Annotated in this window: 24 protein-coding genes; 12 read left to right on the top strand and 12 right to left on the bottom strand. The window is 63.2% G+C overall.

Going from position 1 to position 26,872, the window contains the following annotated elements:
• Positions 1–26 precede the first annotated feature (26 nt).
• The 3 genes from H145_RS21285 (at position 27) to H145_RS0113190 (ending at position 2,843) form a co-directional block, all read left to right on the top strand.
• Entirely contained in the window at positions 27–1,142 is a 1,116-nt protein-coding gene (locus H145_RS21285) for a sensor histidine kinase (protein ID WP_157541545.1), read from the top strand.
• Between the two features lie 38 nt (positions 1,143–1,180).
• Entirely contained in the window at positions 1,181–1,987 is an 807-nt protein-coding gene (locus H145_RS0113185) for a LytR/AlgR family response regulator transcription factor (RefSeq protein WP_019948630.1), read from the top strand.
• A 175-nt stretch (positions 1,988–2,162) separates the two neighbouring features.
• A complete protein-coding gene (locus tag H145_RS0113190; protein ID WP_019948631.1) occupies positions 2,163–2,843 on the top strand; it encodes a hypothetical protein in 681 nt (226 codons plus the stop codon).
• A 139-nt stretch (positions 2,844–2,982) separates the two neighbouring features.
• On the opposite strand, the gene H145_RS0113195 is transcribed toward H145_RS0113190, so the two are convergent.
• Entirely contained in the window at positions 2,983–4,101 is a 1,119-nt protein-coding gene (locus H145_RS0113195) for an AMP-binding protein (protein WP_019948632.1), read from the bottom strand.
• Positions 4,102–4,379: 278 nt separating this feature from the next.
• Between H145_RS0113195 and H145_RS0113200 the strand changes: the two genes are divergently transcribed.
• Positions 4,380–4,595 (top strand): hypothetical protein, encoded by a 216-nt coding sequence (locus H145_RS0113200; protein WP_157541547.1) that lies wholly within the window; start codon positions 4,380–4,382, stop codon positions 4,593–4,595.
• 44 nt (positions 4,596–4,639) lie between these two features.
• Here the strand turns inward: H145_RS0113200 and H145_RS0113205 are convergent, their stop codons facing one another.
• The 5 genes from H145_RS0113205 to H145_RS0113230 form a co-directional block, all read right to left on the bottom strand.
• A complete protein-coding gene (locus tag H145_RS0113205) occupies positions 4,640–5,095 on the bottom strand; it encodes a DUF305 domain-containing protein (protein ID WP_019948634.1) in 456 nt (151 codons plus the stop codon).
• A 328-nt stretch (positions 5,096–5,423) separates the two neighbouring features.
• Positions 5,424–6,248, bottom strand: coding sequence for a 1,4-dihydroxy-2-naphthoyl-CoA synthase (menB, locus tag H145_RS0113215; RefSeq protein WP_019948635.1), 825 nt, complete (start codon positions 6,246–6,248; stop codon positions 5,424–5,426).
• Positions 6,249–6,290: 42 nt separating this feature from the next.
• On the bottom strand, positions 6,291–8,159 hold the full coding sequence (menD, locus tag H145_RS24770; RefSeq protein ID WP_019948636.1) for a 2-succinyl-5-enolpyruvyl-6-hydroxy-3-cyclohexene-1-carboxylic-acid synthase: 1,869 nt from the start codon (positions 8,157–8,159) through the stop codon (positions 6,291–6,293).
• A 156-nt stretch (positions 8,160–8,315) separates the two neighbouring features.
• Complete coding sequence (locus tag H145_RS0113225) at positions 8,316–9,530, bottom strand: chorismate-binding protein (RefSeq protein ID WP_019948637.1); 1,215 nt, start codon at positions 9,528–9,530, stop codon at positions 8,316–8,318.
• Between the two features lie 185 nt (positions 9,531–9,715).
• The gene (locus H145_RS0113230) at positions 9,716–10,129 is read right to left on the bottom strand and encodes a hotdog fold thioesterase (RefSeq protein WP_019948638.1); all 414 of its coding nucleotides are present in this window, start codon (positions 10,127–10,129) and stop codon (positions 9,716–9,718) included.
• 136 nt (positions 10,130–10,265) lie between these two features.
• On the opposite strand from H145_RS0113230, the gene H145_RS0113235 reads away from it, so the two are divergent.
• The 5 genes from H145_RS0113235 to H145_RS0113255 all read left to right on the top strand — a co-directional run bounded on the left by H145_RS0113235 (position 10,266) and on the right by H145_RS0113255 (position 15,385).
• On the top strand, positions 10,266–10,880 hold the full coding sequence (locus H145_RS0113235; protein ID WP_019948639.1) for a histidine phosphatase family protein: 615 nt from the start codon (positions 10,266–10,268) through the stop codon (positions 10,878–10,880).
• Between the two features lie 299 nt (positions 10,881–11,179).
• Positions 11,180–13,021: a pyruvate dehydrogenase complex dihydrolipoamide acetyltransferase gene (locus H145_RS0113240; protein WP_019948640.1), complete on the top strand. Its 1,842-nt coding sequence runs from the start codon at positions 11,180–11,182 to the stop codon at positions 13,019–13,021.
• Positions 13,022–13,162: 141 nt separating this feature from the next.
• Positions 13,163–13,699 (top strand): ATP-dependent protease subunit HslV, encoded by a 537-nt coding sequence (gene hslV, locus H145_RS0113245; RefSeq protein ID WP_019948641.1) that lies wholly within the window; start codon positions 13,163–13,165, stop codon positions 13,697–13,699.
• Positions 13,700–13,770: 71 nt separating this feature from the next.
• Positions 13,771–14,271, top strand: a complete 501-nt coding sequence (locus H145_RS0113250) for a hypothetical protein (RefSeq protein ID WP_019948642.1) — start codon at positions 13,771–13,773, stop codon at positions 14,269–14,271.
• Positions 14,272–14,413: 142 nt separating this feature from the next.
• Entirely contained in the window at positions 14,414–15,385 is a 972-nt protein-coding gene (locus H145_RS0113255) for a deoxyhypusine synthase family protein (protein WP_019948643.1), read from the top strand.
• A 200-nt stretch (positions 15,386–15,585) separates the two neighbouring features.
• On the opposite strand, the gene H145_RS0113260 is transcribed toward H145_RS0113255, so the two are convergent.
• Together H145_RS0113260 and H145_RS0113265 are read right to left on the bottom strand one after the other, a co-directional pair.
• The gene (locus H145_RS0113260) at positions 15,586–16,137 is read right to left on the bottom strand and encodes a hypothetical protein (protein ID WP_019948644.1); all 552 of its coding nucleotides are present in this window, start codon (positions 16,135–16,137) and stop codon (positions 15,586–15,588) included.
• 123 nt (positions 16,138–16,260) lie between these two features.
• The gene (locus H145_RS0113265) at positions 16,261–17,571 is read right to left on the bottom strand and encodes a cystathionine gamma-synthase family protein (protein WP_019948645.1); all 1,311 of its coding nucleotides are present in this window, start codon (positions 17,569–17,571) and stop codon (positions 16,261–16,263) included.
• Between the two features lie 135 nt (positions 17,572–17,706).
• On the opposite strand from H145_RS0113265, the gene H145_RS0113270 reads away from it, so the two are divergent.
• Positions 17,707–18,048: a hypothetical protein gene (locus H145_RS0113270; RefSeq protein ID WP_019948646.1), complete on the top strand. Its 342-nt coding sequence runs from the start codon at positions 17,707–17,709 to the stop codon at positions 18,046–18,048.
• A gap of 145 nt (positions 18,049–18,193) precedes the next feature.
• Here the strand turns inward: H145_RS0113270 and H145_RS0113275 are convergent, their stop codons facing one another.
• From H145_RS0113275 to H145_RS21290, 3 genes are all read right to left on the bottom strand, one after another.
• A complete protein-coding gene (locus tag H145_RS0113275) occupies positions 18,194–19,219 on the bottom strand; it encodes an N-acetylmuramoyl-L-alanine amidase family protein (protein ID WP_240471703.1) in 1,026 nt (341 codons plus the stop codon).
• A gap of 155 nt (positions 19,220–19,374) precedes the next feature.
• On the bottom strand, positions 19,375–19,836 hold the full coding sequence (locus H145_RS0113280; RefSeq protein ID WP_019948648.1) for a hypothetical protein: 462 nt from the start codon (positions 19,834–19,836) through the stop codon (positions 19,375–19,377).
• Between the two features lie 102 nt (positions 19,837–19,938).
• Complete coding sequence (locus tag H145_RS21290; protein ID WP_019948649.1) at positions 19,939–20,538, bottom strand: 2'-5' RNA ligase family protein; 600 nt, start codon at positions 20,536–20,538, stop codon at positions 19,939–19,941.
• A gap of 224 nt (positions 20,539–20,762) precedes the next feature.
• Here H145_RS21290 and H145_RS0113290 point away from each other — a divergent pair, with 224 nt between their 5' ends.
• Entirely contained in the window at positions 20,763–22,415 is a 1,653-nt protein-coding gene (locus H145_RS0113290) for an amidase (protein WP_019948650.1), read from the top strand.
• Between the two features lie 160 nt (positions 22,416–22,575).
• A complete protein-coding gene (locus H145_RS0113295) occupies positions 22,576–24,486 on the top strand; it encodes an ABC-F family ATP-binding cassette domain-containing protein (RefSeq protein ID WP_019948651.1) in 1,911 nt (636 codons plus the stop codon).
• A gap of 833 nt (positions 24,487–25,319) precedes the next feature.
• Here the strand turns inward: H145_RS0113295 and H145_RS0113305 are convergent.
• Positions 25,320–26,795 (bottom strand): SDR family oxidoreductase, encoded by a 1,476-nt coding sequence (locus H145_RS0113305; protein WP_019948653.1) that lies wholly within the window; start codon positions 26,793–26,795, stop codon positions 25,320–25,322.
• Between the last annotated feature and the right edge of the window lie 77 nt (positions 26,796–26,872).

The following is a 26,872-nucleotide window of genomic DNA, read 5'->3' on the forward strand; positions in this document are numbered from 1 at the left end:
ACCTCCATTTTTCTCAGGCCTCGCTCGTGAAATCCGCCTTTGTTTCTGCACTAGCTGCCCCGGCGGCCGACTTGCCGGCTTCCGGCGCCAAGCGGAGTATCTGCCGGTTTTACCCCCACCGCAACGTGTGGAAAGGGCTGGGGCTGATGACGGTGGTGTCGTTTGGGCTGGCGCTGATTTTCAACGGTGGCGGGCCGGTTTGGAGTGAGGATTTCCTGGTGACGTTCGGCTACAATTTCTTCTATACCAGCGGGCTGTGGCTGGCCAATGGCTACCCGGCCGAGTGGCTGGGGCGCTACCTCGACTGGACCCAGCACCCCATCCGGCGGTTTCTGCTCACGCTGGCTTTCTCGCTGGTGATGTCGCTGCTCGTGATTCTGCTGGTTGATGGCAGCTTCCGGGTGCTCTACCACCACCGCCCGCTTAGCTCGCTTACCTGGCGGCCGTTCGTAATACCGCTGCTGATTACGCTGTTTGTGTCGCTGTTTCTGCACAGCCGGGCGTTTCTGATGGGCTGGCGCGAAACCGCCATCCGGGCCGAGCGGCTGCAAACCGAAAACGCCCGCGCCCAGGCCGATTCGCTGCGCCGGCAGCTCGACCCGCACTTCCTGTTCAACTCGCTCAACGCCCTCACCTCGCTGGTCGAGGAGGAGCGCGACCCGGCCCGCGCCAGCCGTTTCATCCGCCAGCTCAGCCAGGTGTACCGCTACGTGCTCGACCACCAGAATCAGGAACTGGTACCGCTAACCGAAGAGCTGGCCTTCGCCGAAAGCTACCTGTTTCTGCAGCGCACCCGCCTCGGCGAGGGCATGCAGGTGGAAATGCGCCTGTCCCCGGCTGCCGAGCTACAAGAACTGCTGGTGCCCCCGCTGGCGTTGCAGCTGCTACTTGAAAACGCCCTCAAGCACAACGCCACCTCCCGCCACAATCCGCTGCGCCTCGTCATCGAGTTCGATGCGGCCACGCGCCAGCTGGTCGTGCGCAATTCGCGCCGCCCGCGCCGCCTGGCCGAGGGCGAATCGACGGGCCTGGGCCTTGCCAACCTACAGGCCCGCTACGCCTTCCTCACGCCCCGCCCCGTGCTCATTACCGATTCGGAAACGGAGTTTGCCGTGGCGCTGCCGGTGCTGGAGCTGCGGTAGCACATATTCATTTGATCCTTGCCCAACTTCCGCCTGAAATGATACCTGCTGTCCCGCTCCGCGCCCTGATTATCGAAGACGAGCCGCTGGCCGCTAAGCGCCTGGCCGGGCTGCTGGCGCAACAGCCGATGCCGGTGGAAGTCGTGGGCACCGCCGAATCGGTGGCCGAGGCCGAAGCCCTGCTGCGGGCCCCCGGCCCCGCGCCCGACGTGCTGCTGCTCGATATTCACCTGGCCGATGGGCTGAGCTTCGAGCTGTTCGAGCGGCTGGAAATCCGCTGCCCCGTCATTTTCACCACGGCCTACGACAAGTACGCGCTGCGGGCCTTCAAGGTGAACAGCATCGACTACCTGCTCAAACCAATTGACCCCGAAGAGCTGACCGCGGCCCTGCAAAAGCTGGTGCAGCGCCGCGAAACGGCCTCGCCGGCAGCGGCCCCGGCGTTCGATGTGGCGCTGCTGGCCCAGGTGCTGGAGCAAGTGCGGCAGCCGGCCCGCGAGTACAAGTCGCGCTTTGTGGTGCGGGTGGGCGAGCACCTCAAGGCCGTGCCGGTCGAGGACATTGCCTACTTCGCCAGCCTCGAAAAAGCCACCCTGCTCCACACCCACGAGGGCCGCCGGCTGGTGGTCGACTACACCCTGGAGCAGCTCGAAAGCCTGCTCGACCCGCGCGAGTTCTTCCGCCTCAACCGCGCCTACCTGGCCCGCGCCACCGCCATCCGCGACATCATCCACTACACCAACTCGCGCCTGCAAACCATCCTCCAGCCCGCCCCGCCCGACAACGACACGGTGCTGGTCAGCCGCGAAAAAGTCAGCACCTTCAAGGAGTGGCTGGATAGGTGAGGTGGTGAGTTGCTAATGGCTGAAATCTACTGCATAATGATGCTCATCGGAAGCCTTGAACCCTACCTGCTTAAGGGTGAACCGGAGCCGCGGGGCAGTGAAACACCTACTTGGCGGGGTGAGCCGTGACGCCGGGCGGCCAACCAGCGCCCCGCCTGCGCCGTATCGTTAGGCTGTGAAAGTCCGCTTTGTTTTTGCCGGGTGCCTGCTGTGGGCCGGAATATCAGCCGGCCGGCCGGCCCGGGCCGGAACTCCCGCGCCCCCCGACACCGGCTTTGTGCGCCAGAGCCACCGCCGGGCCGTGTTCCAGATTGACCAGCGCTTCTCCATCATCAACGGCAAAGTAGTGGGCATTAATGGGCTGCGCGGCGGGGTGGAGTGGCGCGGGCGGTGGCGGGCCGGCCTGGGCGTGTACCGTCTGTCGGGCGGGCTGCTCACCCGCCAGGCCCTGCCCGAAGGCCTGCCGCCCGGCACCCGCGACGAGGTGCGCTTCCGCTACGTGGCCGGCTACGGCGAGTATGTGTTCATCGGCAACCGGCGCTGGGAGCTGAGCACGCCGCTGCAGGCCGGCGTGGGTTACTACTACACCCGGGTCTTTTTCCCCGACGGCCACAACGAGCGCAGCAGCCGGCGGGTGCTGTACCTGGTCGAGCCCTCGGTGGCGGCGCACTACCGCATTTTTCGCTGGGTGGGCATCGGGGCCGGCACCGGCTACCGGCAGATTTTCGCCTCCGGTCAGCAGCCCAAGGATGAAATCAGCGGCTACATCTTCTTTGCCCGCGCCAAGCTCTTTCTCGGCGACTTATATAAAGTAGTCCGCGGCCACGAACGGCTGCTCGATAAGGATTGGCAGTGAGTGGTTGGGGAATGAGAGAACCGTCCTGTCATCTTGAGCGCAGCGAAGGACCTTATCCTGCTAAGACGAACTGTTGTATCAGCCGTGCTAGTGGATAAGGTCCTTCGCTGCGCTCAGGATGACAGAACACTTCATCAACTCACTCATTAATCGGCACACTGCCAAGCGTTGCGTTGCGGTCGAGCTTGCCGGAGGCGGTGGTCTGGAATTCGGGAACGAAGACCAGCTGCCGGGGCGCCTCGTAGCGGCCCAGGCCCTGGGCCAGCAGTTGCTGTAGCTGCTGTTGGCCGGCTTCTGGCAACGGCTCGCCCTCAATAAAGGCCGTTACCTGCTGGCCCAGGCGCGCATCGGGGCGGCCGGCCACAAAGGCGCGGCGGTTCAGGCCCAGCTCCATCAACGCCAGTTCCAGCGCCCGCTCCACCTTCTCGGCCGGCACTTTCACGCCGCCGCTGTTTATCACGAAGTCGGCCCGGCCCAGCCACTCAAAGCTGCGGGCGTCGGGGGCCAGGCGGATGAGGTCGTTGGTGGTGATGAGCTCGTCATTGGTGACGTCGGCGCGCACCGTGAGGCAGCCGCGCGCGTCCTGGCCCACCGCAATGCCGGGCAGCACCTGGTAGACGGGGCCGGCCTGGGGGCCATTGAGGCGGCGCAGGGCAATGTGGGAGGCCGTTTCCGTCATGCCGTAAGTCAGGTACACCGGCACCGTCAGCTCCCCGATTTCGTGCGCCAGACCGGCATCTACCGGCGCGCCGCCCACCAGAATGGCGCGCATCTGGCTGAGGCGCGGGGCCCCGCCGGCCGCCAGCACCGCCCGCAGCTGCAGCGGCACGAAGGAGGCAAAATCGAACATGGCCTCGGGCGAAACCAGCGCCAGCGGGTCGGCCTGGGGCTCCACAATGGTTAGGTGCATGCGCCGCTCCAGGCCGCGCACCAGCATCATCAGCCCGCCCACGTACTCGCAGTTCAGGCACACCAGCAGCCGCTCGCCGGGGCCCAGGTCGAAGTAGTCGCCGGTGCGGCGGGCCGAGGCTTCGAGCTGCCGGCGCCGGAAATGCACCGGCTGGGGCGGACCCGTCGAGCCCGAGGTGGTGAGGCTGAACTCCTGGACTCCGTTCAGCCATTCGCGCACAAAATCCAGCACCCGGGCCTCGTAGCCGTTCAACTCGGCTGGGGCCAGGGCGGGGTACTGCTGAATGTCGGCGTAGCGGAACTCGCGGCCGTTGAGCAGCAGCGAATCGGGCAGCCGGTTGGCGGGCATTATTGAGGGCTGAGAGGAGGGAGGAGGGACGTGCATCGCGTGTAAAGCCCGAAAAGGCGAGGTTAGGAAAGAGTCGGCCAGCATCAGCAAGGGCTGGTTGAACCAGATAAGGGGGGATATCAGCGGGGAGGATGTGGCAATAATACGGCTGGAAATCCGTCCTGTTTTCAACTTGCCGGCCCCGTTTGCAGCCGCCCTGGTGGCGGCTAAAGAACAACATCGGCTTGGAAATACCCCGCCGATTTCGTAAATTAAGGTATTCACCAACGCCCACTGCCATGTCTGCTCCAGCCGCTACCAGTCCGTTTGTGCTGGCCAAAACGTTTGTTTTTCGCCGCTACATCACTGTTCGCCACCGCCTGTCGCACATGCGCGAATCGGCCCGGCACCTGCGCGAGGCCCGCCGCCGGCGCCGGCAGGAGCGCCACGACGAGCGGATGCGCAGCTTCTATAGCTGGTGCGAGGCCTGCCGCGGGCTGGGTTCCATCTTTTAGCCTGCTACGGAACGCCGGCGGCCCGTAGCCATAGGGCGCCAACCTTACTTCTCCAGCCGCCGGATCATCGTTTTCATCTGCCCGATTTCGCGCTCTTGCGCCGCAATAATGCTGTCGGCCAGCTGCCGCACCTCGGGGTCGCGGATGTCGGCCCGCTTGCTTACCATAATGGCGATGGAGTGGTGCGGAATCATGGCCTTCATCCAGCGCGTATCGTTCACGAAGGTCTGCGAGCGGACCATGAGCAGCGCGGCAATAAACACCGAAATGCTGCCCGCAATGATGAGCCCGTTGCGGCGCCCGTTTTTGTACATGTGCTGCATAAACAGCAGCATGATGAGCGCCATCGGCGTAATCATCAGAATCGTCATGTAAAAGCGCGTGAGACTGAAATAGACGTGGTCGAGTTCGTAAATATTGAGGTACATCACGATGTACATCACCACGAACGACACGGCCAGCATCAGGAAAAAGCGGGGGTAGGGGTTTTTCTGTTCCATCGGAAACGATAATGGGTCGATAAAAACGTAGTATTTCTGCTACGTAGCCCCGCCTGCATTTGTCGAAATACTCCGCTATTCTGCACCCAATCCGCCCGAATTCTGAAAGTGGCGCAACTGCTTTAGTCCAGATTGTCAACTTCTTCGCGCTGCCTGGCAAACTGGTTGCCAAAGGAATTTTTCCAGATAACATCCAGGGTCACGTAATGCCCATAAGTCAAATGTGCAGGCACAAGAAAACGTCCGCCGCCCCGGCCGGAATGGCAGAAGCAACGGACGTTTTTCAGGCTGAACCAAGGCGCCCGAGGCCGGGCAGCGCCCGCAGCCGTTACGGGAACTTGGGGTACTTGTCGAAGTCAGGCTGGCGCTTCTCTACGAAGGCGTTGCGACCCTCTTTGGCTTCCTCCGAGAGGTAGTAGAGCAGCGTGGCATTGCCGGCCAGCTCCTGAATACCGGCCTGCCCATCGAGCTCGGCGTTGAGGCTCGACTTGAGCATGCGCAGCGCCAGCGGGCTGCGCTGCAGAATTTTGTTGCACCAGGCGACGGTAGTTTCTTCGAGCTTATCGAGGGGCACTACTTTGTTTACCAGGCCCATGTCGAGGGCTTCCTGGGCGTCGTACTGGTCGCAGAGGAACCAGATTTCGCGGGCCTTCTTCTGGCCCACCACGCGCGCCAGGTACGAGGCGCCGAAACCGCCATCGAACGAGCCCACCTTGGGGCCGGTCTGGCCGAAACGGGCGTTTTCGGCGGCAATGGTCAGGTCGCAGACGACGTGCAGCACGTGGCCGCCGCCGATGGCCCAGCCGGCCACCATGGCAATTACGGGCTTGGGCAAGGACCGAATCAGCTTCTGCAGATCGAGCACGTTGAGGCGGGGCACGGCGTCCTCGCCCACGTAGCCGCCGTGGCCGCGCACGCTCTGGTCGCCGCCCGAGCAGAAGGCCTTGCCGCCCTCGCCGCTGAACACCACCACGCCGATATCGGTCCGGTCGCGGCAGATGTGCATGGCCTCAATCATTTCCTGCACCGTGAGTGGGGTGAAGGCGTTGTGCACCTCGGGCCGGTTGATGCTGATTTTGGCGATGCCCCCGTGCTGGGTGAACAGGATTTCCTTGAACTCCTTGATGGGGGTCCAGTCAATTTTTTCTGACATATAAGAGAGGTTTTGCCTTCGCTGATGGGCGCGGAAGCGGTTCTACAATGAGGTGCGGACGAAGGTACGGTACTGCTCAAAAAACGCGGCGTTGGTTTTCGAGTCGGTGAAGACTTCGAGCAGGGCCGCGCCGCCTTCCGCTGCAAAGAAAACCGGCAAGGCGGCATCTAGTTCAGCAAAAGTTGAAACCGGGAAGTAGCGCAACCCAAAATCGCGCGCCGTATTGGCGGCCGTCAGCGTCTGGCGCGTCTCGAAGAACTCCTCCAGCTCGGGCTGCTGGCGCGGCCCATCAATGATGCGGAAGATGCCGCCCGCGTGGTTGTTAAGCAGAATAACGCGCAGGTTGGGCGTGGGGTAGTTGTGCCAGAACGCGTTGCGGTCGTAGAAAAAGGCCACGTCGCCGGTGAGCAGCACCACCGGCCGGTCGGGCTGGGCCAAGGCCGCACCCACGGCCGTGCTCGTGCATCCGTCGATGCCGCTGGTGCCGCGGTTGGCAAACACCTCGGCCCCGTGCCCGGCCGGCAACCCCAGAATGTTGGCGTAGCGCACGGCCATGCTGTTGGCCAGGTGCAGCGCCGCGCCGTCGGGCAGCTGCTGCAGGGCCCGGAAGATGGTGGTGAACTCGTTGAAGGGCGGCTCGGGCTGCTGCATAAAGCCCGCCAGCAAGCCGCCGGCCCAGTTCTCGGCCGCCAGCCAGGGCCGCAGGTAAGAGGTTTTAGCGGTGTCAGCCTCAGTCGGCGCGGGCCAGCTCAGGCGGGGCCGCGGCGCCACGCGGGTGGCGTCGGCGGGCAGCACGTTGCGGTTCGGCCCGGTTGGCCCGGCAGCAAAGGCCGCATCATCATGCAGTTTGTCAGCATCTTCACGCTTAGCGCTAAGCGCGGCAAAGAAATCAGCCGGCTCCATGCGGATAACCTGGGTGAGCGACTGGAACGTGTCGGCCACCGGGCCGGCCGCCTGGATGTGCCAGTGTTGGGCCGGGCGGTGCTGGCGCAGAAAAAGCTTGAGGGCCTTGGAAATAAGCGACTGGCCGAAAGTGATGAGCAGCTCGGGCCGCAGCGCCTCCTTCAGGCCCGGCTCGGGCACCGCCAGAAACACATCCTGCCGGCCCACAAAACGCGGGTGCTGGTTGTGGCCGGTGGCGGCGGGCTGGTGCAGGTTGGCAATCAGGTCGCCGACTACCGGCACCTGCCAGGCGGTGGCAAACTGGCGCAGCGCCAACCGCAACGGCGCCTCGGCCGGGTGCTGGCCGCTCACCACCAGCATTCGGCCGGTATCGCGCAGGGTTTCGCGCAACTCCTGGAGCGCGGCGGCGGGCAGCTGGGGACGGCCGGGCAGCTCGCGCGTCACCTTCACCGTCCCAAACGCCAACTCCTCGCCGGGCTTGGGGTAGAAGGGCTCCCGCAGCGGAATATTCACCTGCACCGGCCCGGCCGGAAACTGCTCGGCCAGGTTGATGGCCTCACTCACGAGGCGCGCCGCGTGCCACTCGGCGTCGGGGTGGCTGGTGTCAGCGGGGAAAGTGAACGAGCCCTTGGCGTGGCGGCCATAGAGGTCGGTCTGGCGGATGGTCTGGCCGTCGAGCTGGTCAATCCATTCCGGGGGGCGGTCGGCGGTGAATACCACCAGCGGAATCTGCTGGAAAAATGCCTCCGCCACGGCCGGGGCATAGTTGAGGCCGGCCGTGCCCGAGGTGCACACCAGCGCCACCGCCCGCCGCTGGGCCTGGGCCAGCCCCAAGCCGATAAAGGCGGCGGCCCGCTCATCGGGCACCGTGCGCACCGTAATGGCCGGGTGGCGCGCAAAGGCAATGGTCAGCGGCGCGCACCGGCTGCCCGGCGAAAGCACCACATCGGTAATGCCCAACTGCGCGCAGATTTCGGGGATATTATGAACGGCTTGCAGGGTAGACACAGGGAACGGACTTGATTAGGTAAGGATAGAAAAGAACTGTCATGCTGAGGCTACGAAGCATCTCGCGTGCAGTAGTAATTCTTTCGCTTGGAAGCTTGGCAACATCAGCAAGCGAGATGCTTCGTGACCTTAGCATGACAGTTCAATAAGTGCTGGTTAACCCAGAACCGCCCCAATGGTCCGGAGTTTTAGCTCGGTTTCCTGCCACTCTTTGGCGGGGTCGGAGTCGGGGGTGAGGCCGGTGCCGGCGTAGAGCACGGCCTGCTCGGGGCGTAGTTGCAGGCAGCGCAGGTTTACGTAGAGGCGGGCCGCGCCGGGTTCGGGCAGGTTTACGGGGCCCAGGAAACCGGCGTAGTAGGCCCGGTCGTAGCCCTCGTGCTGCTTGATGAAGTCGAGGGCGGCCTGCCGGGGCATGCCGCTGACGGCCGAAGTGGGGTGCAGCAGCCGCAGCATATCGGTGCCCAGCGTAGCGAAGGGCACGTTGCGCAAATCCACCGCAAAATCGGTGCGCAGGTGCAGCACGTCGCCGGCGGCCACGGTGCGCGGACCGGTTTCGTGGTACTCGCGCAGCCGCACTTGCTTGAAACAGTTCACGATGTAGCGCGCCACCAGCGCCTGCTCCTCAATTTCCTTCTGCCGCCAGATAGCCTCGCTAGGGGCGTGGCCCGGCAGCAGCGGCTGAGTGCCGGCCAGCGCCATGGTGCGGAATACCTGGTCTTCGCCCACCTCGGCCAGCACCTCGGGCGTGGCCCCCAGCCAGGTACCGGCGCCCGGCGCACTCACCAGCGACACGAATGCCGTGGGGTAACGTGCCTGCAGCTGCTCGAAGGCCCGCAGCGCATCGAACCCATCGGGCAGCGCCCGGTGCACGGCCCGACTCGACACCACTTTCTGCACCGTGCCGGCCCGCATGGCGTCCACTCCGGCCTGCACCAGCGCCTCGTATTCGGGCTGCGTGGCAGGCCGCGGGGCGTGGCGGGGCCGCACGTGCCAGGGCAGCGGGGCCGGGTCGGACAGCTCGGCAAACCGCTGCCGCAGCTCGGGCAGCCGGCTGATGGCCGCCGCGTTCAGTCGCACTTCGTCGGGCCGGGCCAGGTCGAAATACAGGTCGGCGGGCAGAAACAGCGGCGGGTTGTGGTCGGAATCCTGAAAGGGGAAAAAGGCGAAACCGGCCGGGGCGCTGGCCTCCAGCGCCGGCGGCAACCCCACGTAGGCCGCCTCCACCCGCAAACTCAGGCACAGCCGGGCCGCCGCCTCGCCCGGCAGCCGCCACAGCGCCACCGGCCGGCCGCTGCTCAGGGCCAGCGCCACCAGCCGCCGCAGCCGCTGGGCCGGCGGCAAATCAGGGTTCCAGGCAACGGTTTGGAGCATAGTGGGGTGACTGGGAGGGTTGATAGAAGTATAAGGGGGCGTCATTCAGAGCATGTGGCGCATAGAGCCAGGGACGAAGAATCTCGCGTGCTGACGTTAAAGGGCTCGTGTAACATCAGCGCGTGAGATTCTTCGTCCCTGGCTCTATGCGCCACATGCTCTGAATGACGTTCTTTTTCTCGCTACTAGATATCAATCACCGCCATGGTAATGCGGCTGATGCAGACCAGGGCGCCGGTTTGCTCGTGCGTGATGCGGATTTCCCAGACCTGGGTGCGGCGGCCCACGTGCAGAGCCGTGGCCCGACCGACGACGTGGCCGTCGCGCACGCCTTTAATGTGGTTGGCGTTGATTTCGAGGCCCACGCAGGCTTGTTTGGTGGGGTCGGGCAGGCGGGTGTGGGCGGCAATGCTGCCGAGCGTTTCGGCCAGCGCCACCGAGGCGCCGCCGTGCAGCAGGCCCATCGGCTGGTGGGTGCGGCCATCAACCGGCATGCGGCCTTCGAGGTAGTCCTCCGTGAAAGCCGTTAGCTCGATGCCGAGCGCGTCGGCCAGGGTGGGGCGGGTGCTTACCCAGTGGTTGAGTTGGTCGAGAGTCATCGGGAGCAGGAAAGAATTTTTAAGCTTCAAGCGACAAGCCACAAGCTGCAAGCCCGTTCAAGTAGCTTGCAGCTTATAGCCGAAAGCTTGTAGCTTTAGAAGCACTTTAAGCGTAAACCGCAAAACTAGGGGGAAAGTGAGCGTCAAAAAAATATACCTGATCCGGCACGGCCAAACCGACTTCAACGTGCGCGGCATCGTGCAGGGCAGCGGCGTCGACTCGTCGCTCAATGAAGCCGGGCGGCGGCAGGCGGCGCGCTTTTTCGCCGCCTACGGCCACGTGCCCTTCGATAAGGTATATACTTCGCTGCTGCGCCGCACCCACGAGTCGGTGGCGGGTTTCCTGGACCTGGGCCTGCCGCACGAGGCGCACGGGGCTCTAAACGAAATCGGCTGGGGCACCCGCGAGGGCACCCGCATCACGCCCGAAGAAGACGAGGAATACCACGGCGTGCTCCAGAGCTGGCGCGCGGGCAACACAACCACGGCCCTCGAAGGCGGCGAAAGTCCCGATGAAGTAGCCACCCGGCAGCGCCCGTTTATCGAGCTGCTCACCGGCCGGCCCCACGAGCAGACGGTGCTCGTGTGCATGCACGGCCGGGCCATGCGGGTGCTGCTGTGCCAGCTGCTGCACTACCCGCTCAGCCAGATGGAAAACTTCGAGCACCACAACCTGGGCCTCTACGAGCTGGAATTTACCGGCTCGCTGTTCACGGTGCGCAATTTCCTCGACGTGCGCCATCTGGCTTAACCCGGGCGCTTTATAGGTGAATGCGGGCCTTCATGTAGCTGAAGCCTTTTGCCATTTCACGCAGTGATCCGGGGCGGATGGCGCAGGGTTTTGGGGTGGCCGTTGAACGACCCTGCGACACCCTGCGCCACCCACTGCAAAACACGGCGTGAACCAAAACAGGCAGGAAAGTGGCTGCCGGCAATTGCCGGGGCGAAAATTCGCCCCGGCGCCGGCTGGTTCGGCCGGAGCGGTTTGGTTTGCTCCCCCGAAAATTCGGGCTAATTTTGGCCCTATTCTATTCAACGACGACGACGCAGATGGCCGAACTCATAAAAATGCCCAAGATGAGCGACACAATGACCGAAGGGGTTATTGCGGCGTGGCTCAAAAAAGTAGGCGATAAAGTAAAATCCGGCGACGTGCTGGCCGAGGTGGAAACCGACAAGGCCACCATGGAGCTCGAAAACTACGAGGATGGCACCCTGCTCTACGTCGGCCCCAAGGAAGGCGAGGCCGTGGTAGTAAACGGCCTGCTGGCCGTGGTGGGCAAGGAAGGCGAGGACATTACGGCCCTGCTGAAAGACGCCCAGGCCGAAACCGCCCAGCTCGAAGCCGGCGAATCGGAAGATGCTCCGGCCGCCGAGGCGCCCGCTCCGGCCGCTAAGCCGGAAGCTGCCGCGCCGGCCCCGGCTGCTGCCTCGGCTGCTCCCAAGGCTGAGGCTCCTAAAGCCGCGGCGGCCCCGGCCGGCAACGGCAAAAAGGCCACGGTTATCCGGATGCCCAAAATGAGCGACACTATGACCGAGGGCACCATTGCCGCTTGGCTGAAAAAGGTAGGTGACAAGGTGAAATCGGGCGATGTGCTGGCCGAAGTAGAAACCGATAAGGCCACCATGGAGCTGGATAACTACGAAGACGGCACCCTGCTCTACATCGGCCCGAAAGAAGGCGAGGCCGTGGCCGTGGATGGCGTGCTGGCCATCATTGGCGAAGAAGGCGCCGACGTGCAGGCCCTGCTCGGCGGCCAGGATGCCGCGGCCGGCGCTTCGGCCGCCGACGAGTCGGCCACCGAGCGCTCGGAAACCGAAAACGCCGAGCGCCCCGCCGAAATCCGGGCCGAGGCCAAGGCCACCGGCCAGCCGGTGGGCAGCGTAAGCACCAGCCAAGCCGCCTCGGCGCCGACCGCCAACGGTGGCCGCATTTTCGCTTCGCCGCTGGCCAAAAGCATTGCCAAGGATAAAGGCATCGACCTGGCAACCATCAAAGGTTCGGGCGAAAACGGCCGCATCGTGTCGCGCGATCTGGAGGACGTAACCGCTTCAGCCCAGCCAGCCCAGGCTGCGCCGGCCGCTACCGCTCCGGCTGCCTCGGCGCCGGCGGCGGCTGCCCCGCAGTCCGAGTACATCAAGGCCGCGCTGCCCGAACAGGCCGCCCCGAAAGCCGCCGCGCCGGCTGCTTCGGCTGGCCAGCCCGCCGAGGGCACCTACACCGATACGCCGGTGTCGCAGATGCGCAAGGTAATTGCCCGCCGCCTCTCCGAAAGCCTGTTTACGGCCCCGCATTTCTATCTGACGATGGAAATTCTGATGGACCGGGCCATGGAAGTGCGCACCCAGCTCAACGAGCTTTCGCCCGTCAAGCTCAGCTTCAACGACCTCGTTATCAAGGCGGCGGCCGTGGCGCTCAAGCAGCACCCGGCCGTCAATTCCTCGTGGCTGGGCGACAAAATCCGCCAGAATAAAGTCGTGAATATCGGCGTGGCCGTAGCCGTGGATGAGGGCCTGCTGGTGCCGGTGGTGCGCAACGCCGACGGTAAGGGCATGTCGCAGATTGCCACCGAGGTGAAGGAGCTGGCCGGCAAGGCCAAGAGCAAGAAGCTGCAGCCCGCCGAGTGGGAGGGCAGCACCTTCACCATCTCCAACCTGGGCATGTTCGGCATCGACGAGTTCACGGCCATCATCAACCCGCCGGATGCCTGCATCCTGGCCGTGGGCGGCATCAAGCAGACGGCCGTAGTGAAGAACGGTGAGCTGGCCGTGGGCAACATCATGAAAGTAACGCTCAGCTGCGACCACCGCGTAGTGGACGGCGCCACCGGTGCGGCCTTCCTGCAGACGCTCAAGAGCCTGCTCGAAGACCCGTTGCGGATGCTGATTTAATTTCAACCCACCGTCATCCTCCATCTTGCGGCCGCAGCGCGAAGGACCTTATCACGTAAAAAGAGTCGTTATAACGGCTGTTCTCACGCGATAAGGTCCTTCGCGCTGCTCAGGATGACATACTTTTAACCGATAACCGACATGAGAATCCGCTCAACTACCGTCCTGGGCATCCGCCACAACGGCGAAGTGGCCCTCGGCGCCGACGGCCAGGCCACCATGGACAAGCACGTGGCCAAAAGCAACGTGCGCAAAGTGCGCAAGCTGCACGACGGCAAAGTGGTTACCGGCTTTGCCGGCTCTACGGCCGATGCCTTTATGCTGCTCGATAAGTTCGAGGAGAAGCTTTCGGGCTACAACGGCCAGCTGCGCCGCGCCGCCATCGAGCTGGCCAAGGAGTGGCGCAAAGACCAGTACCTGCGCAAGCTCGAAGCTATGATGGTCGTCTGCGATAAGGACGAGCTGCTCATCATTGCCGGCACCGGCGACGTGCTGGAGCCCGACAACGACGTGGCCGCCATCGGCTCGGGCTCGATGTACGCTCAGGCCGCCGCGCTGGCCCTTAAAAAGCACGCCCCCCACCTCTCGGCCCGCCAGATGGTAGAGGAGGCCCTGCACATCGCCGCCGACATCTGCATCTACACCAACCACAACCTCATGATTGAGCAGCCGGTATAGGTATTGGCCAATCAACCGTTAGGACCCCTGTTCAAAGGTGAAATCAGCTTGCTCTAAAAGTTTGTGTGCGCATGAAAAAGAAGAAAAGATTTGATTTTGAGGCCCTGGGTGAATTGGTGCGGGCCGACACGCAGGAATTTCTTGACACCTACGCTACAACATACCCCAACGACGGCCCGCTACTGGCTTTCTGCCTGTACTTTGACTCGCAGGGTGGCATTCACAGCTTGGTGTTACCGCAGAAGGCGGTGAGCAAAGACATAACCATCGACGATACGGCCACTTGGTTTAAGTATGCTGACCACGTGGAGGCGCCTTTCTCGGAGCGCACTGAAGAATTGCTGAGTGAGTATGAAGAGGTGTTCTGGGACGATGAGGCCGATGAAGAGGAAAATGAAGCGGTAATCCAGCAGTTTCACCAGATGATTACAGGCATTGTGCAGCAGCTGACTTTCGAAAAGGTGCCGAAAACCGACGATTTCATCTTCCACGCCGATGCGATGGACGAGGATTACGACGAGTGGAACGCTACAATTCCGCCCGCGCTTCTAAAAAAGCATTTCGACCAGTAGGGCGTAGTGCCCCGACTGTTGTGAGCAACCCAGCCGCAATAGAACGCTATACAGAATCTTCGATGTACGCTTTTTATATTGAACGATTCAGGGGCCTTTTTTGATAGAAAACCGACACCCAACCTTTCTGACCTACGATTCGATGAACGTAACCAACTTCCTCAAGCACCACTACCGCCACTTCAACGCCGCTGCCCTGATTGACGCGGCCGAGGGCTACAACAAGCACCTGGCCGACGGCGGCAAGATGATGATTACGCTGGCCGGCGCCATGAGCACCGCCGAAATGGGCATTCAGCTGGCCGAACTGATTCGGCAGGATAAAGTGCAGATTATCAGCTGCACCGGCGCCAACCTCGAAGAAGATATCTTCAACCTGGTGGCCCACGATTTCTACGAGCGCGTGCCCCACTACCGCGACCTGACGCCCGCCGATGAGCAGGCCCTGCTGGAGCGCCACATGAACCGCGTAACCGACACCTGCATTCCGGAAGAGGAGGCCATGCGCCGCCTCGAGCACTCGGTGCTCAAGTTCTGGGAGCAGGCCGACAAGGCCGGCGAGCAGTACTTCCCCCACGAGTTCTTCTACCAGATTTTGAAATCGGGCGAGCTGGAGCAGTACTACCAGATTGACCCCAAGGACAGCTGGATGCTGGCCGCCGCCGAGAAAAACCTGCCCATCATCTGCCCCGGGTGGGAAGACTCCACGCTGGGCAACATCTTCGCCGGCCACGTCATTTCGGGCGACATCAAAAACGTGCACACCGTGCGTACCGGCATCGAGTACATGATTTACCTCTCGGAGTGGTACACCGAGCAGGCCACCGACGAAAGCCCGGTCGGTTTCTTCCAGATTGGCGGCGGCATTGCCGGCGACTTCCCCATCTGCGTGGTGCCCATGTTGCACCAGGACCTGGGCCGCACCTCGGTGCCGCTGTGGGGCTACTTCTGCCAGATTTCGGACTCGACGACCAGCTACGGCAGCTACTCGGGCGCCGTGCCCAACGAGAAAATCACCTGGGGCAAGCTGGGCCAGGACACGCCCAAGTTCATCATCGAATCGGACGCTACGATTGTGGCCCCGTTGGTGTTCGCCATGGTGCTGGGGCAGTAACGCGAACTTTGTAGTTCGTGTCCCCGCGCCATTAGGGGGCGTTCTGACACGCGAACTACAAAGTTCGCGTTACTGACCGGTCACCGCAATCAAATCAAAAAGGCCCGCCGCTGAACATCAGCGGCGGGCCTTTTTCGGTAGTTTTAAGTAGCAGATAGCTGGAATAAAGTGATTTGATTCCGGACAACGGCAAATAAAAATCATGGTGTCGCTGACGCCTCCACAATTTCGGCCAGCAACTCGGCTTCGCGCCGTACGCCGGCCAGGCTGGTCTCCAACAGCAGCCGGGCGGTGGCCCCGCAATGCTCGCGCAGCTGGCGGCGGGCTTCCAGCTCGAAAACAGTGAGCCAGCCCGCTTCGTCCTCCGGACTGGCGACCGGACCGGGGTAAGCCCGCAGGGCCGGCGCAATGGCCAGCCGGGCCAGGTACGGAGCCGCCCGCCGATGCAGGGTAGCCAACTGTAACTCCAGGTGCTGCATCTTCGCTCGGCACTGGCGCAGGCGGTATTCCAGCTCCTGCAGGTCCGGCGGCGGCTCGGGCAAAGCCGACGGGGCGGGGAAGCTGCCGCCCGCGCCATCGTACACAAGGCCCTGGGCGGCCAGCGTCAGGCGCGCCTGCTGTACCCCCGTAGTATCGGTAGTCGATTGGTAGCCCCGCTCGGTCAGGGCCAGACTCGACCGGGGCACACCCAGCCAGCCGGCCATCATTTCCTGCGAAAGCCCGAAGCGGGTACGAAGCGGGAGCGTATCCATGACAGAGAATCAAGATGAGTTGGTGAACTTAAACAATTTGGGCCTAAACAATTTCAAATTGTTTAGGCCCAAATTGTTTAACAGGCGAACCCGAGACCCTTAGTATCCGGAGAAGCTGGCGGATTATGCCATTTCCGCCACCTTCACACCCTTGCCCACGCCCACGGCTTCAAAGGCCTGACCCAAATCCAGCATCAAATCCTGCGGGTCTTCCACGCCGATGCTCAGGCGAATCATCTGGGGGGTGATGCCCATTTCCTTCTGGTCTTCGAGCGTGATGTCGGAGTGGGTCATGGTGCCGGGGTGCTCGGCCAGGCTCTCGGTGCCGCCCAGGCTTACGGCCAGCTTGATGAGCTTGAGGGCGTTCAGGAACCGGAAGGCTTCGGCCTCGCCGCCCTTGATGTCGAACGAAATCATGGAGCCCGGCGAGAGGCACTGGCGGCGGTAGATGTCCTGCTGGGCGGGGTTGCCTTCGAGGTGGGTGAGGTAGTGCGTGCGCGCTACCAGCGGGTGCGCCCGCAGCCAGTCGGCAATGGTTTGGGCCGATTGGGCGGCGCGCTCCATGCGCAGCTTCAGCGTTTCGAGGCTGCGCATGAGCATCCAGCCGGTGTTGGGGTCGCACATGGTGCCCATGAACGTGCGCATGGCCTTGATTTCCTTCATCAGGGCATGACTGCTGAGCGCAGCGCCGGCAATGAGGTCGGAGTGGCCGCCCAGGAACTTGGTGGCCGAGTACAGCACCACGTCGGCGCCGTGCTTGAGCGGGTGCTGGAACACGGGCCCCAGGAAGGTGTTATCGACCACGAAGCGCACCGGCTTGTCGGGCGTGCTGTACTGGCGGACCAGGGCGGCGCAGGCCTCCAGGTCGATGAGGTGGTTGGTGGGGTTGGCGGGCGTCTCCACGTACACCATGGCCAGGCGGCCGGGGGCAATAGCGGCGGCCTGGGCCTGCATTTCTTCGGGGCTGGCGCTGGGCCGGAAGCCCACGGCCTCGATGCCGAACTTGCGCAGCACGTTTTTCAGGAAGAAATCGGAGCCGCCGTACACCGGCTCGGAGTGCAGCACCACGTCGCCGGGCTGCAACAGGGCCAGCAGGGTGGTGCTGATGGCGGCCATGCCCGAGGCGAAGGTGGCGGCTTCCTCGGCCTCGTCCCAGAGCGTGAGTCGGTTTTCGAGGATTTCGAGGCTGGGGTTGTTGAGGCGCGAATAGATGAGGCCCATTTCCTCCTCCGGACCCTGCTGCCGCAAGCCGTAGGCCAGCTCGAAGAAGGCCTTGCCCTCCTCGGCGTTCTTGAACACGAACGTGGACGTCTGGAAAATGGGCGGCTTGATGGCGCCCTCGCTCCAGGCCGGCGTGTAGCCGTAGCTCATCATCAGGCTCTCGGGGTTCAGGCGCTGCCCGTTGATGTGGGCGTGGTCGGCGGGGTTGGTCATGGGGGTGGGATTTGGTGGATGGGTGGGAAATGGGGGTAGCCCAAAGGTACCGATTCTGCCAACCTTCCCCGAAAAGCCAGCATTTTCGGCCCTATTCGCGTATCTTGGCCTACCACCGACCTTTCCCGCCGCGCCATGTCCCTCGATACCTACACCTTCCTGCAGCACACCACCGACGCCGAAAAGACGACCGTGTACACCCGCGGCGAAGACGAGGACGGCGACGAAATCCTGATTCCGCATTCGGCCCTGCTCATCGCCCAAACCGCGCACCAGAAGCTCTACATCACCCTCGAAGCCCGCCGCCGCTACCTCACCCACACCCAAATCCCCGGCGAAGACGAACCCGAAATCGACTTCCTGCGCGACTACGAAGAAGTGGAAGCCCTGCTCGAAGACGCCGGCCTCGACGGCATCCACGACGGCGAGCAGGGCATCCTCTACCACAACCTCCTGTTTCTGTTGATAAACCCGTAAGGGGCGGTGATTTGGTAATTTGGTGAAACCATGCTGTCATCCTGAGCGCAGCGAAGGACCTATACAGAAGCCAAGCAATGGATATAGCCTCTATATAGGTCCTTCGCTGCGCTCAGGATGACAGCATGGTCACCAAACTGCCAAATCACCGCCCTTTGTAATCTGCCCGCAGGCCTTCGTAAATCCAGTTGGCGAGGGCCTGGCGGTTGTCGGGGAGCAGGAAGCGGGGTTGGTCGCGGGCGTTGTGGATGTTGCCCAGCTCCATGAAAACGGCTGGCGCGTGGCTGGTGCGCACTTCGTAGAGCGAGCTGCGGGGCAGCACGTTGCCCGAGTAGGGGCGGTTGGGCTGGGCGCGGGCGTAGCGGCTGGTGAACACGCGGTGGATGTTGGTAGCCGTGCGCAGGCCCGCTTTGCTGTTGGCGTGGTGGTAGAAAAACACGTCAATCTTCTGGCCCTGGCTGCGGCTATCCACGTGCAGCGACAGCAGCCGCTGGTAGGCGCCTTTGTGGCGGGCGTATAGCTGGTTGGCCTGCACCATGCGCTGGCGCAGGCGGGCCAGCTGGTTGAGCGGAATGCGTTGGCGCGGATAGGTCAGCTCGTCACGGTCGATTTTGAGGAACTGCTCGTCGCGGATGCCGTCGTTTGGGTCCTGCACCAGCATGTACACGGTGGCGCCGTGCTCCATCAGCACCCGGGCCAGGCGCAGCGTTACGTCGTAGGCGTACTCATCTTCGGCCAGCAGATGCTTCCCGTACTTGCCCACCGCGCCCGGGTCGGGGCCGCCGTGGCCGGGCGAGAGGTAGAACACGGCCCCGCGCATGGTGCGGTCGAGCACCCGCACGCGGCTGTATTTGGGGCCGAAGATGGGCGCGTGCAGCACCGAGGCCGAGCTGCCGGCCGGGGTGTGGGACGCCGAAGCGGCCGCAGGGCCCGCCGATTTACCGCGGGCCGGCAGGCGGTAGGTGCGGCCCGCAATCAGCCCGTTTTTGGCCGTCAGGCGGCCCTGGTTGAGCTGCAGAAACTGCTGGAAGTGCCGCGCATCGGGCAGGCCGTGGCGGCGCAATAAGGAGTGAGCGCCCTCGCCGGGCCGGGCCACGGCCGTGGGGCCGCGCTGGCTGAAAACAGGGACGGCGAAAAGACAGAACAGGCAGAAAAAAACAACGAAACGCAAAAGCAGCAACCTTACAGACGAAACCAAACGCTGCGCGGCCGCAAAAACCGGGCAGCAAACGGGCAGCGGGTAAAACGGGCGCTCCGCGCCGGGCCGCCCGCGGGTGCCCGGCGCGGAGCGCCACTGGTACTAAAACGGGCGAAACCGTGCCGCCGCTAAAAGCGGAACAACGGCCGCTCGGGGTTCCAGATGCCCCACGGAATCATCAGCAGCACGATAACCAGCGCCACCGAAAACCAGATGAAGGCCTTCTTGTGCTTGAGCACCGGGTCGGTGGCTTTTTTCGAGACGATGCGGCCCACCTGCGCAATAATCACAGCCAGAATCATCATCACCAGATGCTCCATGGCGAAGAAACGGCCCGTGGCGTCCTTCATCACGGCGCTGCCGGCCGTTTCGAAGGCCTTGGCGCCCACCGGGCTCACGAAGTACAGAATCAGGCCCAGCAACAGCTGCAGGTGCATCGAGCCCACAAAGGAAGCAGCCATGCCGTTATCGGCTCCCACGTAGGGGCGGCGGTTCTGCCAGCCCGAGAAAGCCCGAAAAATGGCAATCAGGCCGAAAATGAGCACGAGCCAGCGCGTCCAGGAGTGCAGTAGTAGCAGGGTAGGGTACATAGAACGGGGAATTGGTGAAAGGCAAAGGTCGGGGCTGGCGGGCAGTTTTGCACGCCTGGTGTCAGCTGGCCGGCGCCGGGCCGGTTAAGTCGGGGGAAAAAGCTAGTTGCAGCCCGGCAGGGGCTGGTTTTCGGGGCCGAACAGCGTGGGCGCGGCCTCCTGGCGGTGGCCTTCGAAGGGCAGTATTTTCTCGGCCGTAAACTTTTCGCCTTCCTGCCGCAGAATGGCCAGGTTGGAGATGCTGAGCTTTAAATCGAAGGTCTGCTGGTTGAGGTACTGCATCACCGGGCCCAGCAGCTCGGGCGTGGTGTCGTGCAGGGCCAGCGAAATATGGGGCAGCCAGCAGTCGGGCCCGCTGAACTTGTCGGTGCGCAGGCACAGCGGCGCGGTGGCCTGCCGGATGCGGTGGTGCAGCTGGTTGAGCGCGTCGCAACGCAGCACCGGGATGTAGATAACCGGGTTGGGGCCCGGAAAAATGCCCAGCCCGGTGGTGTGGGCCACAAACGGCCTGGTGTTGCGGGCCACGCCGCGCAGCACCTGCCGCAGAGCCGCGCCCTTGCGCACGCCCGCCAGCTGGTAGGTGATGTGCGGGTCGGGCGTGGCCTGCACATCGTCGAGGCCGAACTCGGTTTCCAGGCTGCGGATGATGGAATTGATGCGGTCGGCGTTCTGCGGATTAAGCAGCGAGGTTATGGCGAGCATCGGCGAAGAAACTGAAAACACGGTTGGAACGAGACCGGCGGCTTAGGGGCGGAGGAAGACAGGTGGCTGACCGCATACTACGCAGAATGCGGCGACGTGGCCGGAAGCGGCCTTGCCACGCCGCCCACGGCGGGCCGGCAACAGCGAATATACTCGCCGCCGCGTTCGGGCCGCGCCAAAAGCCGGCGGCGTCTTATCTTGAAGCCCCAAACCCACTCGTTTCCATGAACCGTCGAATCTTCCTGCGCCAGGGCTCCCTCACCGGCCTGAGTCTGTCCGTGCTTTCGCTGGCTGCCTGCTCGTCGCCCGCCCCCGCCGACCGTGCCGCCACCCCCGAAACCGGCCCCGCCGCGCCCGCCGCCGAGGCCCCCGAAGCGGCCGACTTCCCGCTGCTGGAGCTCACGCTGGCCGAGCTGCAGGCCAAGATGACGCACGGCGAAATGACCTCCCGCGGCATTACCGAACTCTACCTCAACCGCATCCAGGCCCTCAACCGCCAGGGCCCGAAGCTGAATGCGGTGCTACTGACCAACCCCGAGGCCCTCGCCCTGGCCCACGCCCTCGACCAGGAGCGCAAGGAGGGTAAAATCCGCGGCCCGCTGCACGGCATCCCCATTCTGCTCAAAGACAACATCGACACCGCCGACCAGCAGCCCACCACCGCCGGCTCGCTGGCCCTGGCCGGCCACAAGGCGAAGCAGGACGCCTTTATTGTGCAGAAGCTGCGGGCCGCCGGGGCCGTGGTGCTGGGCAAAACCAACCTCAGCGAGTGGGCCAATTTCCGCTCGACGCGCTCCACCAGCGGCTGGAGCAGCGTAGGTGGCCAAACCAAGAACCCCTACATCCTCGACCGCACGCCCAGCGGCTCGTCGGCCGGCTCGGGCGCGGCGGCGGCGGCCAACTTCTGCGCCGCCGCCATCGGCACCGAAACCGACGGCTCCATCGTGTCGCCGGCTTCGTGCAGCGGGCTGGTGGGCGTGAAACCCACGGTGGGCCTCTGGAGCCGCGCCGGCATCATCCCCATCTCGGCCACCCAGGACACGGCCGGCCCCATGACGCGCACCGTGCACGACGCGGCCCTGCTGCTGGGCCCGCTCGCCGGCCCCGACCCGCGCGACCCGGCCACCAAAGCCGGCACCGGCCAAGCCGCCCCCGACTACACTGCCTTCCTGAAAACGGATGCGCTGAAAGGCCGGCGCCTGGGCGTGGAAAAAGGCCACCTGACGGGCTCGTCGGAAGCCGTGCCGCTGCTGCTGGCGGCCCTGGAAGTGCTGAAGGCCCAGGGCGCCACCATCGTGGAGGTCGAAGTGGAGAAGCTCACCGACCCGCTCGGACAGGCCGAGTACGACGTGCTGCTTTACGAGTTCAAGGACGGCGTGAACCAGTACCTGGCCACGGCCGGCGCGCCCGTCAAAACCCTGGCCGACGTCATCCAATTCAACACCGCCAACAAGGACAAGGCTATGCCCTTCTTCCAGCAGGAAATCCTGGAAGCCTCCCAAAAGCTCGGCGACCTGAAAACGCCCGCCTACCAGGCGGCCCTGAAAAAGTCGCACCAGGGCGCCCGCGCCGCCCTCGACGGCGTACTGCAAAAGAACCGGCTATCCGCCATCGTGGCCATCACCAACGCCCCGGCCCGCTGCATCGACCTGATAAACGGCGACTCGGGCGGCGGCCCAGGCTTTTCGTCGCCGGCCGCCATGGCCGGCTACCCGCACGTAACGGTACCGATGGGCCAAGCCTACGGGCTGCCGGTGGGCTTGTCGTTCGTGGGCGCGGCTTGGCAGGAAGGCCCGTTGCTGGGCCTGGCCTACGCCTACGAGCAAGCCTCGAAGAAGCGCGCGGCTCCTGAATTCAAGGGGCCGTTCGTGGGGTAGGAGCACGGTGTAGGGTGCGGCGCTTGCCCCTGCTCGCCGTTGAACGATTCAACCCCGAGCCGTTGCTCATCGGGCGCGTACCCGCCTCGCACCCTGCGGTATGGTAACGCGCGCCCAAACCCGTACCTTTGCGGCTTCATAGCCTCCGCATAGATAGTAGATGATTTCCATTTCTGACCTCGATTTCCATTTCGGCTCCCGTACGCTCTACGACAAGGCCAGCCTGCACATCAAGCCCAAGGACAAAATCGGGCTGATTGGGCTCAACGGCAAGGGCAAATCCACGTTGCTGCGCATTCTGGTGGGCGAGTACAAGCCCGACGGTGGCTCCATCTCGATGAGCAAGGACGTGAGCCTGGGCTTCCTGAACCAGGATTTGCTCAGCTACGACTCGCACGAGCCCATCCTGACGGTGGCCATGCAGGCCTTCGGCGACGCGCTGGACATTCAGAAGAAGATTGACGAGATTCTGCTGGAGTTCGAAACCAACTATTCCGACGAGCTGGTGGAGAAGCTGGCCGACGCCCAGGAGCGGTTCGAGGCGCTGGGCGGCTACACCATGCAGGCCCGCACCGAGGAAATTCTGGAGGGCCTGGGCTTTACCACCGAGGAGTTGCAGCGGCCCCTGAAGCTGTTTTCGGGCGGCTGGCGGATGCGGGTGATGCTGGCCAAAATCCTGCTCCAGCAACCCTCGCTGCTGCTGCTCGACGAACCCACCAACCACCTCGACCTGCCCAGCATCAAGTGGATTGAAAACTACCTGGCCGGCTACGAGGGCGCCGTGATTATCGTGAGCCACGACCGCGAATTCCTCGACCGCACCACCAACACCACCGTGGAGGTGGCCGGCGGCAAGCTGGTGCCCTACGCCGGCAACTACAGCTACTACCTCGAAGAAAAGGAGGAGCGCAACGCCATTCAGAAGGGCGCCTTCGAGAACCAGCAGGCCCAGATTCGGCAGGCTGAGCGGTTTATTGAGCGCTTCAAGGCCAAGGCCAGCAAGGCCAAGCAGGCCCAGAGCCGCGTGAAAGCCCTCGACAAGCTGGAGCGCGTGGAGGACGTGGCCGCCGCCGATGCCAAGGTGAACATGAAGTTCAACTTCACGGTCAACCCCGGCCGCCACATCCTGCGCATGGAACACGTGGGCAAGAAGTACGGCGAGAAAATCATCTTTCGCGACACCCACGTGCACATCGAGCGGGGCGACAAAATCGCGCTCATCGGGGCCAACGGCAAGGGCAAATCCACGCTGATGCGGCTGGTGGCGGGCCAGGAGGCGCCCACCACCGGCAACCACCAGCTGGGCCACAACGTCATCATGTCGTTCTACGCCCAGCACCAGCTCGAAAGCCTGCGCATCGAAAACGAGATTTTGCAGGAGATGGTGGAGGCCGGCTCGAAGCGCAATGAAATGGAGCTGCGCTCGGTGCTGGGCTCGTTTCTGTTCAGCGGCGAGGAGGTCTACAAGAAAATCAAGGTGCTATCAGGCGGCGAGAAAAGCCGGGTGGCGCTGGCCAAAACCCTGATTTCGGAGGCCAACTTCCTGCTGCTCGACGAACCGACCAACCACCTCGACATGCAGTCGGTCAACATCCTGATTCAGGCGCTGGAGCAGTACGAGGGCACCTACATCGTCATCAGCCACGACCGGTTTTTCGTGGAGAACGTGGCCAACAAAATCTGGTTTATCGAGGACTACCAGCTCAAGGAGTACCCCGGCACCTACGCCGAGTACGAGCAGTGGCAGGAAGACCGCGAGCGGGACGCCAAAAAAGCCGGCCTGCCCAGCCCCTCGGCCAACAAGCCGCTACCCAAAGAGGAGCCCAAAGTAGACCACGCACCCGCCAAAACCCCCTCGCCCGACCAGAAAAAAGCCCTCAAGGAGCTGGCCGAAGTGGAAAAGAAAATCGACGAGCGCGAAAAGGAGCTGGCCGGGTACGAAAAGCAGCTGGCCGACCCCAAAATCTACGACAACGCTTCCCAACTCAAGGACGCCACGCTCAAATTCGAGCAGGTGAAAAAGGAGTTGGCCCAGCTCAACGACCGGTGGGAAATGCTGGCTGAGGTGTAGCCACCAGCCGCCGCTTAAAACCGAAAGCCTCTCCCGAAGCATAGTGCTTTGGGAGAGGCTTTTTTGCGCATGCCTCGTCCAACGGTTTCGGGCTTGGCGAAGGTGGCAATTTTTACCACAAATGTTGATGCGGAGAATCAATGTTTGATTAACTACAAATGTGCCTGCGGAGCACCAAGCCGCCACTTTTGCCAAACCCGTGTTAGTGGCAGTTTTTATTTTTCAGGTTGTTGTTTCTTTTTCAGTATAAAGCATATGCAGAAAATAAATGTAATTAGGTAAAGAATACCCAATGCAGTTTTTTTGAAAGTGAATGTCTCAAAGTCAAATTCTCGAACCAAAGCAAGTCCAATTGGAAAGGCAAGTAATGCGAAGACGAAGTTAAAGCCTATTTTATTCTTCATATTTAATGATTACAGTCGGTTCGGCAAAATTGCCACTAACATCCGGGTTGCCGAAACTCGGCACCTCTGTGAGTTTCGGCAACCCGCGCTATGTACGCAAGTAACCTTCGGCAAGCATACCCACGGTGGTATGCTTGCCGAAACTCCAGCTTTCTGCATCCAAGCTTACCGAATGAGGAATATAATCGGATGAGTCGGATGCTTAGCTTGCAGTAGAAGCAGGGCCACCACACCCCAGCGGGTCCTCAAGTATACAGCGTTTCAGCGGAAACTCCACGCTTTCGAGGGCGCTTCGGGTTCCGGGCTTGGTTAGGTGCGGTGGTGCAGGGGCGGTTGTGCCATTGAACGGTTGCGTTATGCTCACTAGCCGTCAGCAACGACACAAGTGGCTAATGATTCGCGCTGTAGATGCTGAATCTCGCAACTGATTCACTTGGTCAGAGATTTAGGCCCGCCGTAGTGCACTATGTTCTCAATCATGCCCTTGAAAATGATGGAGTGGAAGGGCACCATGGCGTACCAATACAGGCGGCCGGCCAGGCCGTGGGGGCGGAAGGCGGCCAGCTGTTCGAGCGTATTGGTGCCCTCGTTTTCGGGGTCGGGGAGGATGCGGAACTGCAGCCAGGCTTCGCCGGGGAGCTTCATTTCGGCGTAGAGCAGCAGGCGGCCGTGGGCGCGGTCGGCCACCAGCACGCGCCAGAAGTCGAGCGGGTCGCCGGCGCGCAGGTCGGTGGGCGAGCGGCGGCCCCGGCGCAGGCCCACGCCGCCGGCCAGCTTGTCGAGCAAACCCCGGATGCGCCAGAGCCAGTCGACCTTGTACCAGCCCCGCTCGCCGCCGATGCTCCACACGTTTTGCAGCACCTGCTGGGGCGGGCGCGTGAACGAAACCGTCTGCCGGTCGCGGAACAGGCCGAACTGGGGCATCTGGATGTGGTCCATGAACTGCTTGGGCATCACGCCGCTGCTCAGCGCGTCGCTCCAGCTGCTCACCACCTCGTTCTGCTCGATGCGCTGGAAGGCCAGCCGCACGGCCGCATCGTAGCTCATGCACTGGTGGGGCACCACGGCCCCGATGCTGCGGGCCGGGTCGGCCACGGTATCGTTGCGCAGGCTTTCGACCAGGCTCTGGGCCAGCGAAAACGTGGTGCTCGTGACCAGATACAGCCACCACGACGAGAGCCGGGGCGTGAGCACGGGCACCGTGACGATGTAGCGCCGGAGCCCGCGCGCCTCGGCCAGCCCCAGCAGCATCTGGCGGTAGGTCAGCACGTCGGGCCCGCCAATATCGAACGAGCGGCCGAGGCAGGCGGGGTTGCCGAGCACCTGCAGCAGGTAAAACATCACGTCGCGGATGCCGATGGGCTGGCAGCGCGAGTTCAGCCAGCGCGGCGTCACCATCACGGGCAGCTTCTCCACCAAATCCCGGATAATCTCAAACGACGCCGAGCCCGAGCCGATGATGATGCTGGCCCGCAACACCGTCAGCTGGGCGGTTTCAACGCGGCGGAGCACTTTCTCGACGGCTTTGCGCGAGCGAAGGTGCACGCTCAGGGCCCGGTCGTTGGCGATGCCCGACAGGTAGATAATCTGCCGGCAGCTGGTGTGGCTGAGGTAGCGGCCAAAGCGCCGGGCCGACTGCTGCTCCAGCCGGAAAAAGTCCTTGTCGTGCCCGCTCATAGAGTGCACCAGGTAGTAGGCTACGTCGATATCGAGCGGCAAATCGGCCAGCGAATCGGGCTTGAGCAGGTCGCCCTCGGCCACCGTGATGCTGGCGCGCAGGCGCTCCGGAAACTCGAAGCGGCGGGCGTCGCGCACGAGGCAGGTAACGTGGTGGCCCGCCTCAACGAGCAGCGGCAGCAGGCGCTGGCCAATGTAGCCGGTGGCCCCGGTGAGCAGAATGTGCATGGGTCTGAGCGGTTAGCTGAAAGCGGGTAGCTGTTAGCTTCCGGGCCGACAGCCGCACAATCTGCCGGCCGGCAGAT

Origin of the sequence: Hymenobacter aerophilus DSM 13606 (assembly GCF_000382225.1) — a bacterium.
GTDB classification, from domain to species: Bacteria; Bacteroidota; Bacteroidia; order Cytophagales; family Hymenobacteraceae; genus Hymenobacter; species Hymenobacter aerophilus.

Bases quoted from the DNA above. Each gene is read 5' to 3' on its own strand.
- H145_RS0113185 (WP_019948630.1), top strand. From the start codon at position 1,181: ATGATACCTGCTGTCCCGCTCCGCGCCCTGATTATCGAAGACGAGCCG.
- H145_RS0113195 (WP_019948632.1), bottom strand. From the start codon at position 4,101: ATGCCCGCCAACCGGCTGCCCGATTCGCTGCTGCTCAACGGCCGCGAG.
- H145_RS0113200 (WP_157541547.1), top strand. From the start codon at position 4,380: ATGTCTGCTCCAGCCGCTACCAGTCCGTTTGTGCTGGCCAAAACGTTT.
- H145_RS0113205 (WP_019948634.1), bottom strand. From the start codon at position 5,095: ATGGAACAGAAAAACCCCTACCCCCGCTTTTTCCTGATGCTGGCCGTG.
- menB (WP_019948635.1), bottom strand. From the start codon at position 6,248: ATGTCAGAAAAAATTGACTGGACCCCCATCAAGGAGTTCAAGGAAATC.
- H145_RS0113225 (WP_019948637.1), bottom strand. From the start codon at position 9,530: ATGCTCCAAACCGTTGCCTGGAACCCTGATTTGCCGCCGGCCCAGCGG.
- H145_RS0113230 (WP_019948638.1), bottom strand. From the start codon at position 10,129: ATGACTCTCGACCAACTCAACCACTGGGTAAGCACCCGCCCCACCCTG.
- H145_RS0113240 (WP_019948640.1), top strand. From the start codon at position 11,180: ATGGCCGAACTCATAAAAATGCCCAAGATGAGCGACACAATGACCGAA.
- hslV (WP_019948641.1), top strand. From the start codon at position 13,163: ATGAGAATCCGCTCAACTACCGTCCTGGGCATCCGCCACAACGGCGAA.
- H145_RS0113250 (WP_019948642.1), top strand. From the start codon at position 13,771: ATGAAAAAGAAGAAAAGATTTGATTTTGAGGCCCTGGGTGAATTGGTG.
- H145_RS0113255 (WP_019948643.1), top strand. From the start codon at position 14,414: ATGAACGTAACCAACTTCCTCAAGCACCACTACCGCCACTTCAACGCC.
- H145_RS0113260 (WP_019948644.1), bottom strand. From the start codon at position 16,137: ATGGATACGCTCCCGCTTCGTACCCGCTTCGGGCTTTCGCAGGAAATG.
- H145_RS0113265 (WP_019948645.1), bottom strand. From the start codon at position 17,571: ATGACCAACCCCGCCGACCACGCCCACATCAACGGGCAGCGCCTGAAC.
- H145_RS0113270 (WP_019948646.1), top strand. From the start codon at position 17,707: ATGTCCCTCGATACCTACACCTTCCTGCAGCACACCACCGACGCCGAA.
- H145_RS0113280 (WP_019948648.1), bottom strand. From the start codon at position 19,836: ATGTACCCTACCCTGCTACTACTGCACTCCTGGACGCGCTGGCTCGTG.
- H145_RS21290 (WP_019948649.1), bottom strand. From the start codon at position 20,538: ATGCTCGCCATAACCTCGCTGCTTAATCCGCAGAACGCCGACCGCATC.
- H145_RS0113290 (WP_019948650.1), top strand. From the start codon at position 20,763: ATGAACCGTCGAATCTTCCTGCGCCAGGGCTCCCTCACCGGCCTGAGT.
- H145_RS0113295 (WP_019948651.1), top strand. From the start codon at position 22,576: ATGATTTCCATTTCTGACCTCGATTTCCATTTCGGCTCCCGTACGCTC.
- H145_RS0113305 (WP_019948653.1), bottom strand. From the start codon at position 26,795: ATGCACATTCTGCTCACCGGGGCCACCGGCTACATTGGCCAGCGCCTG.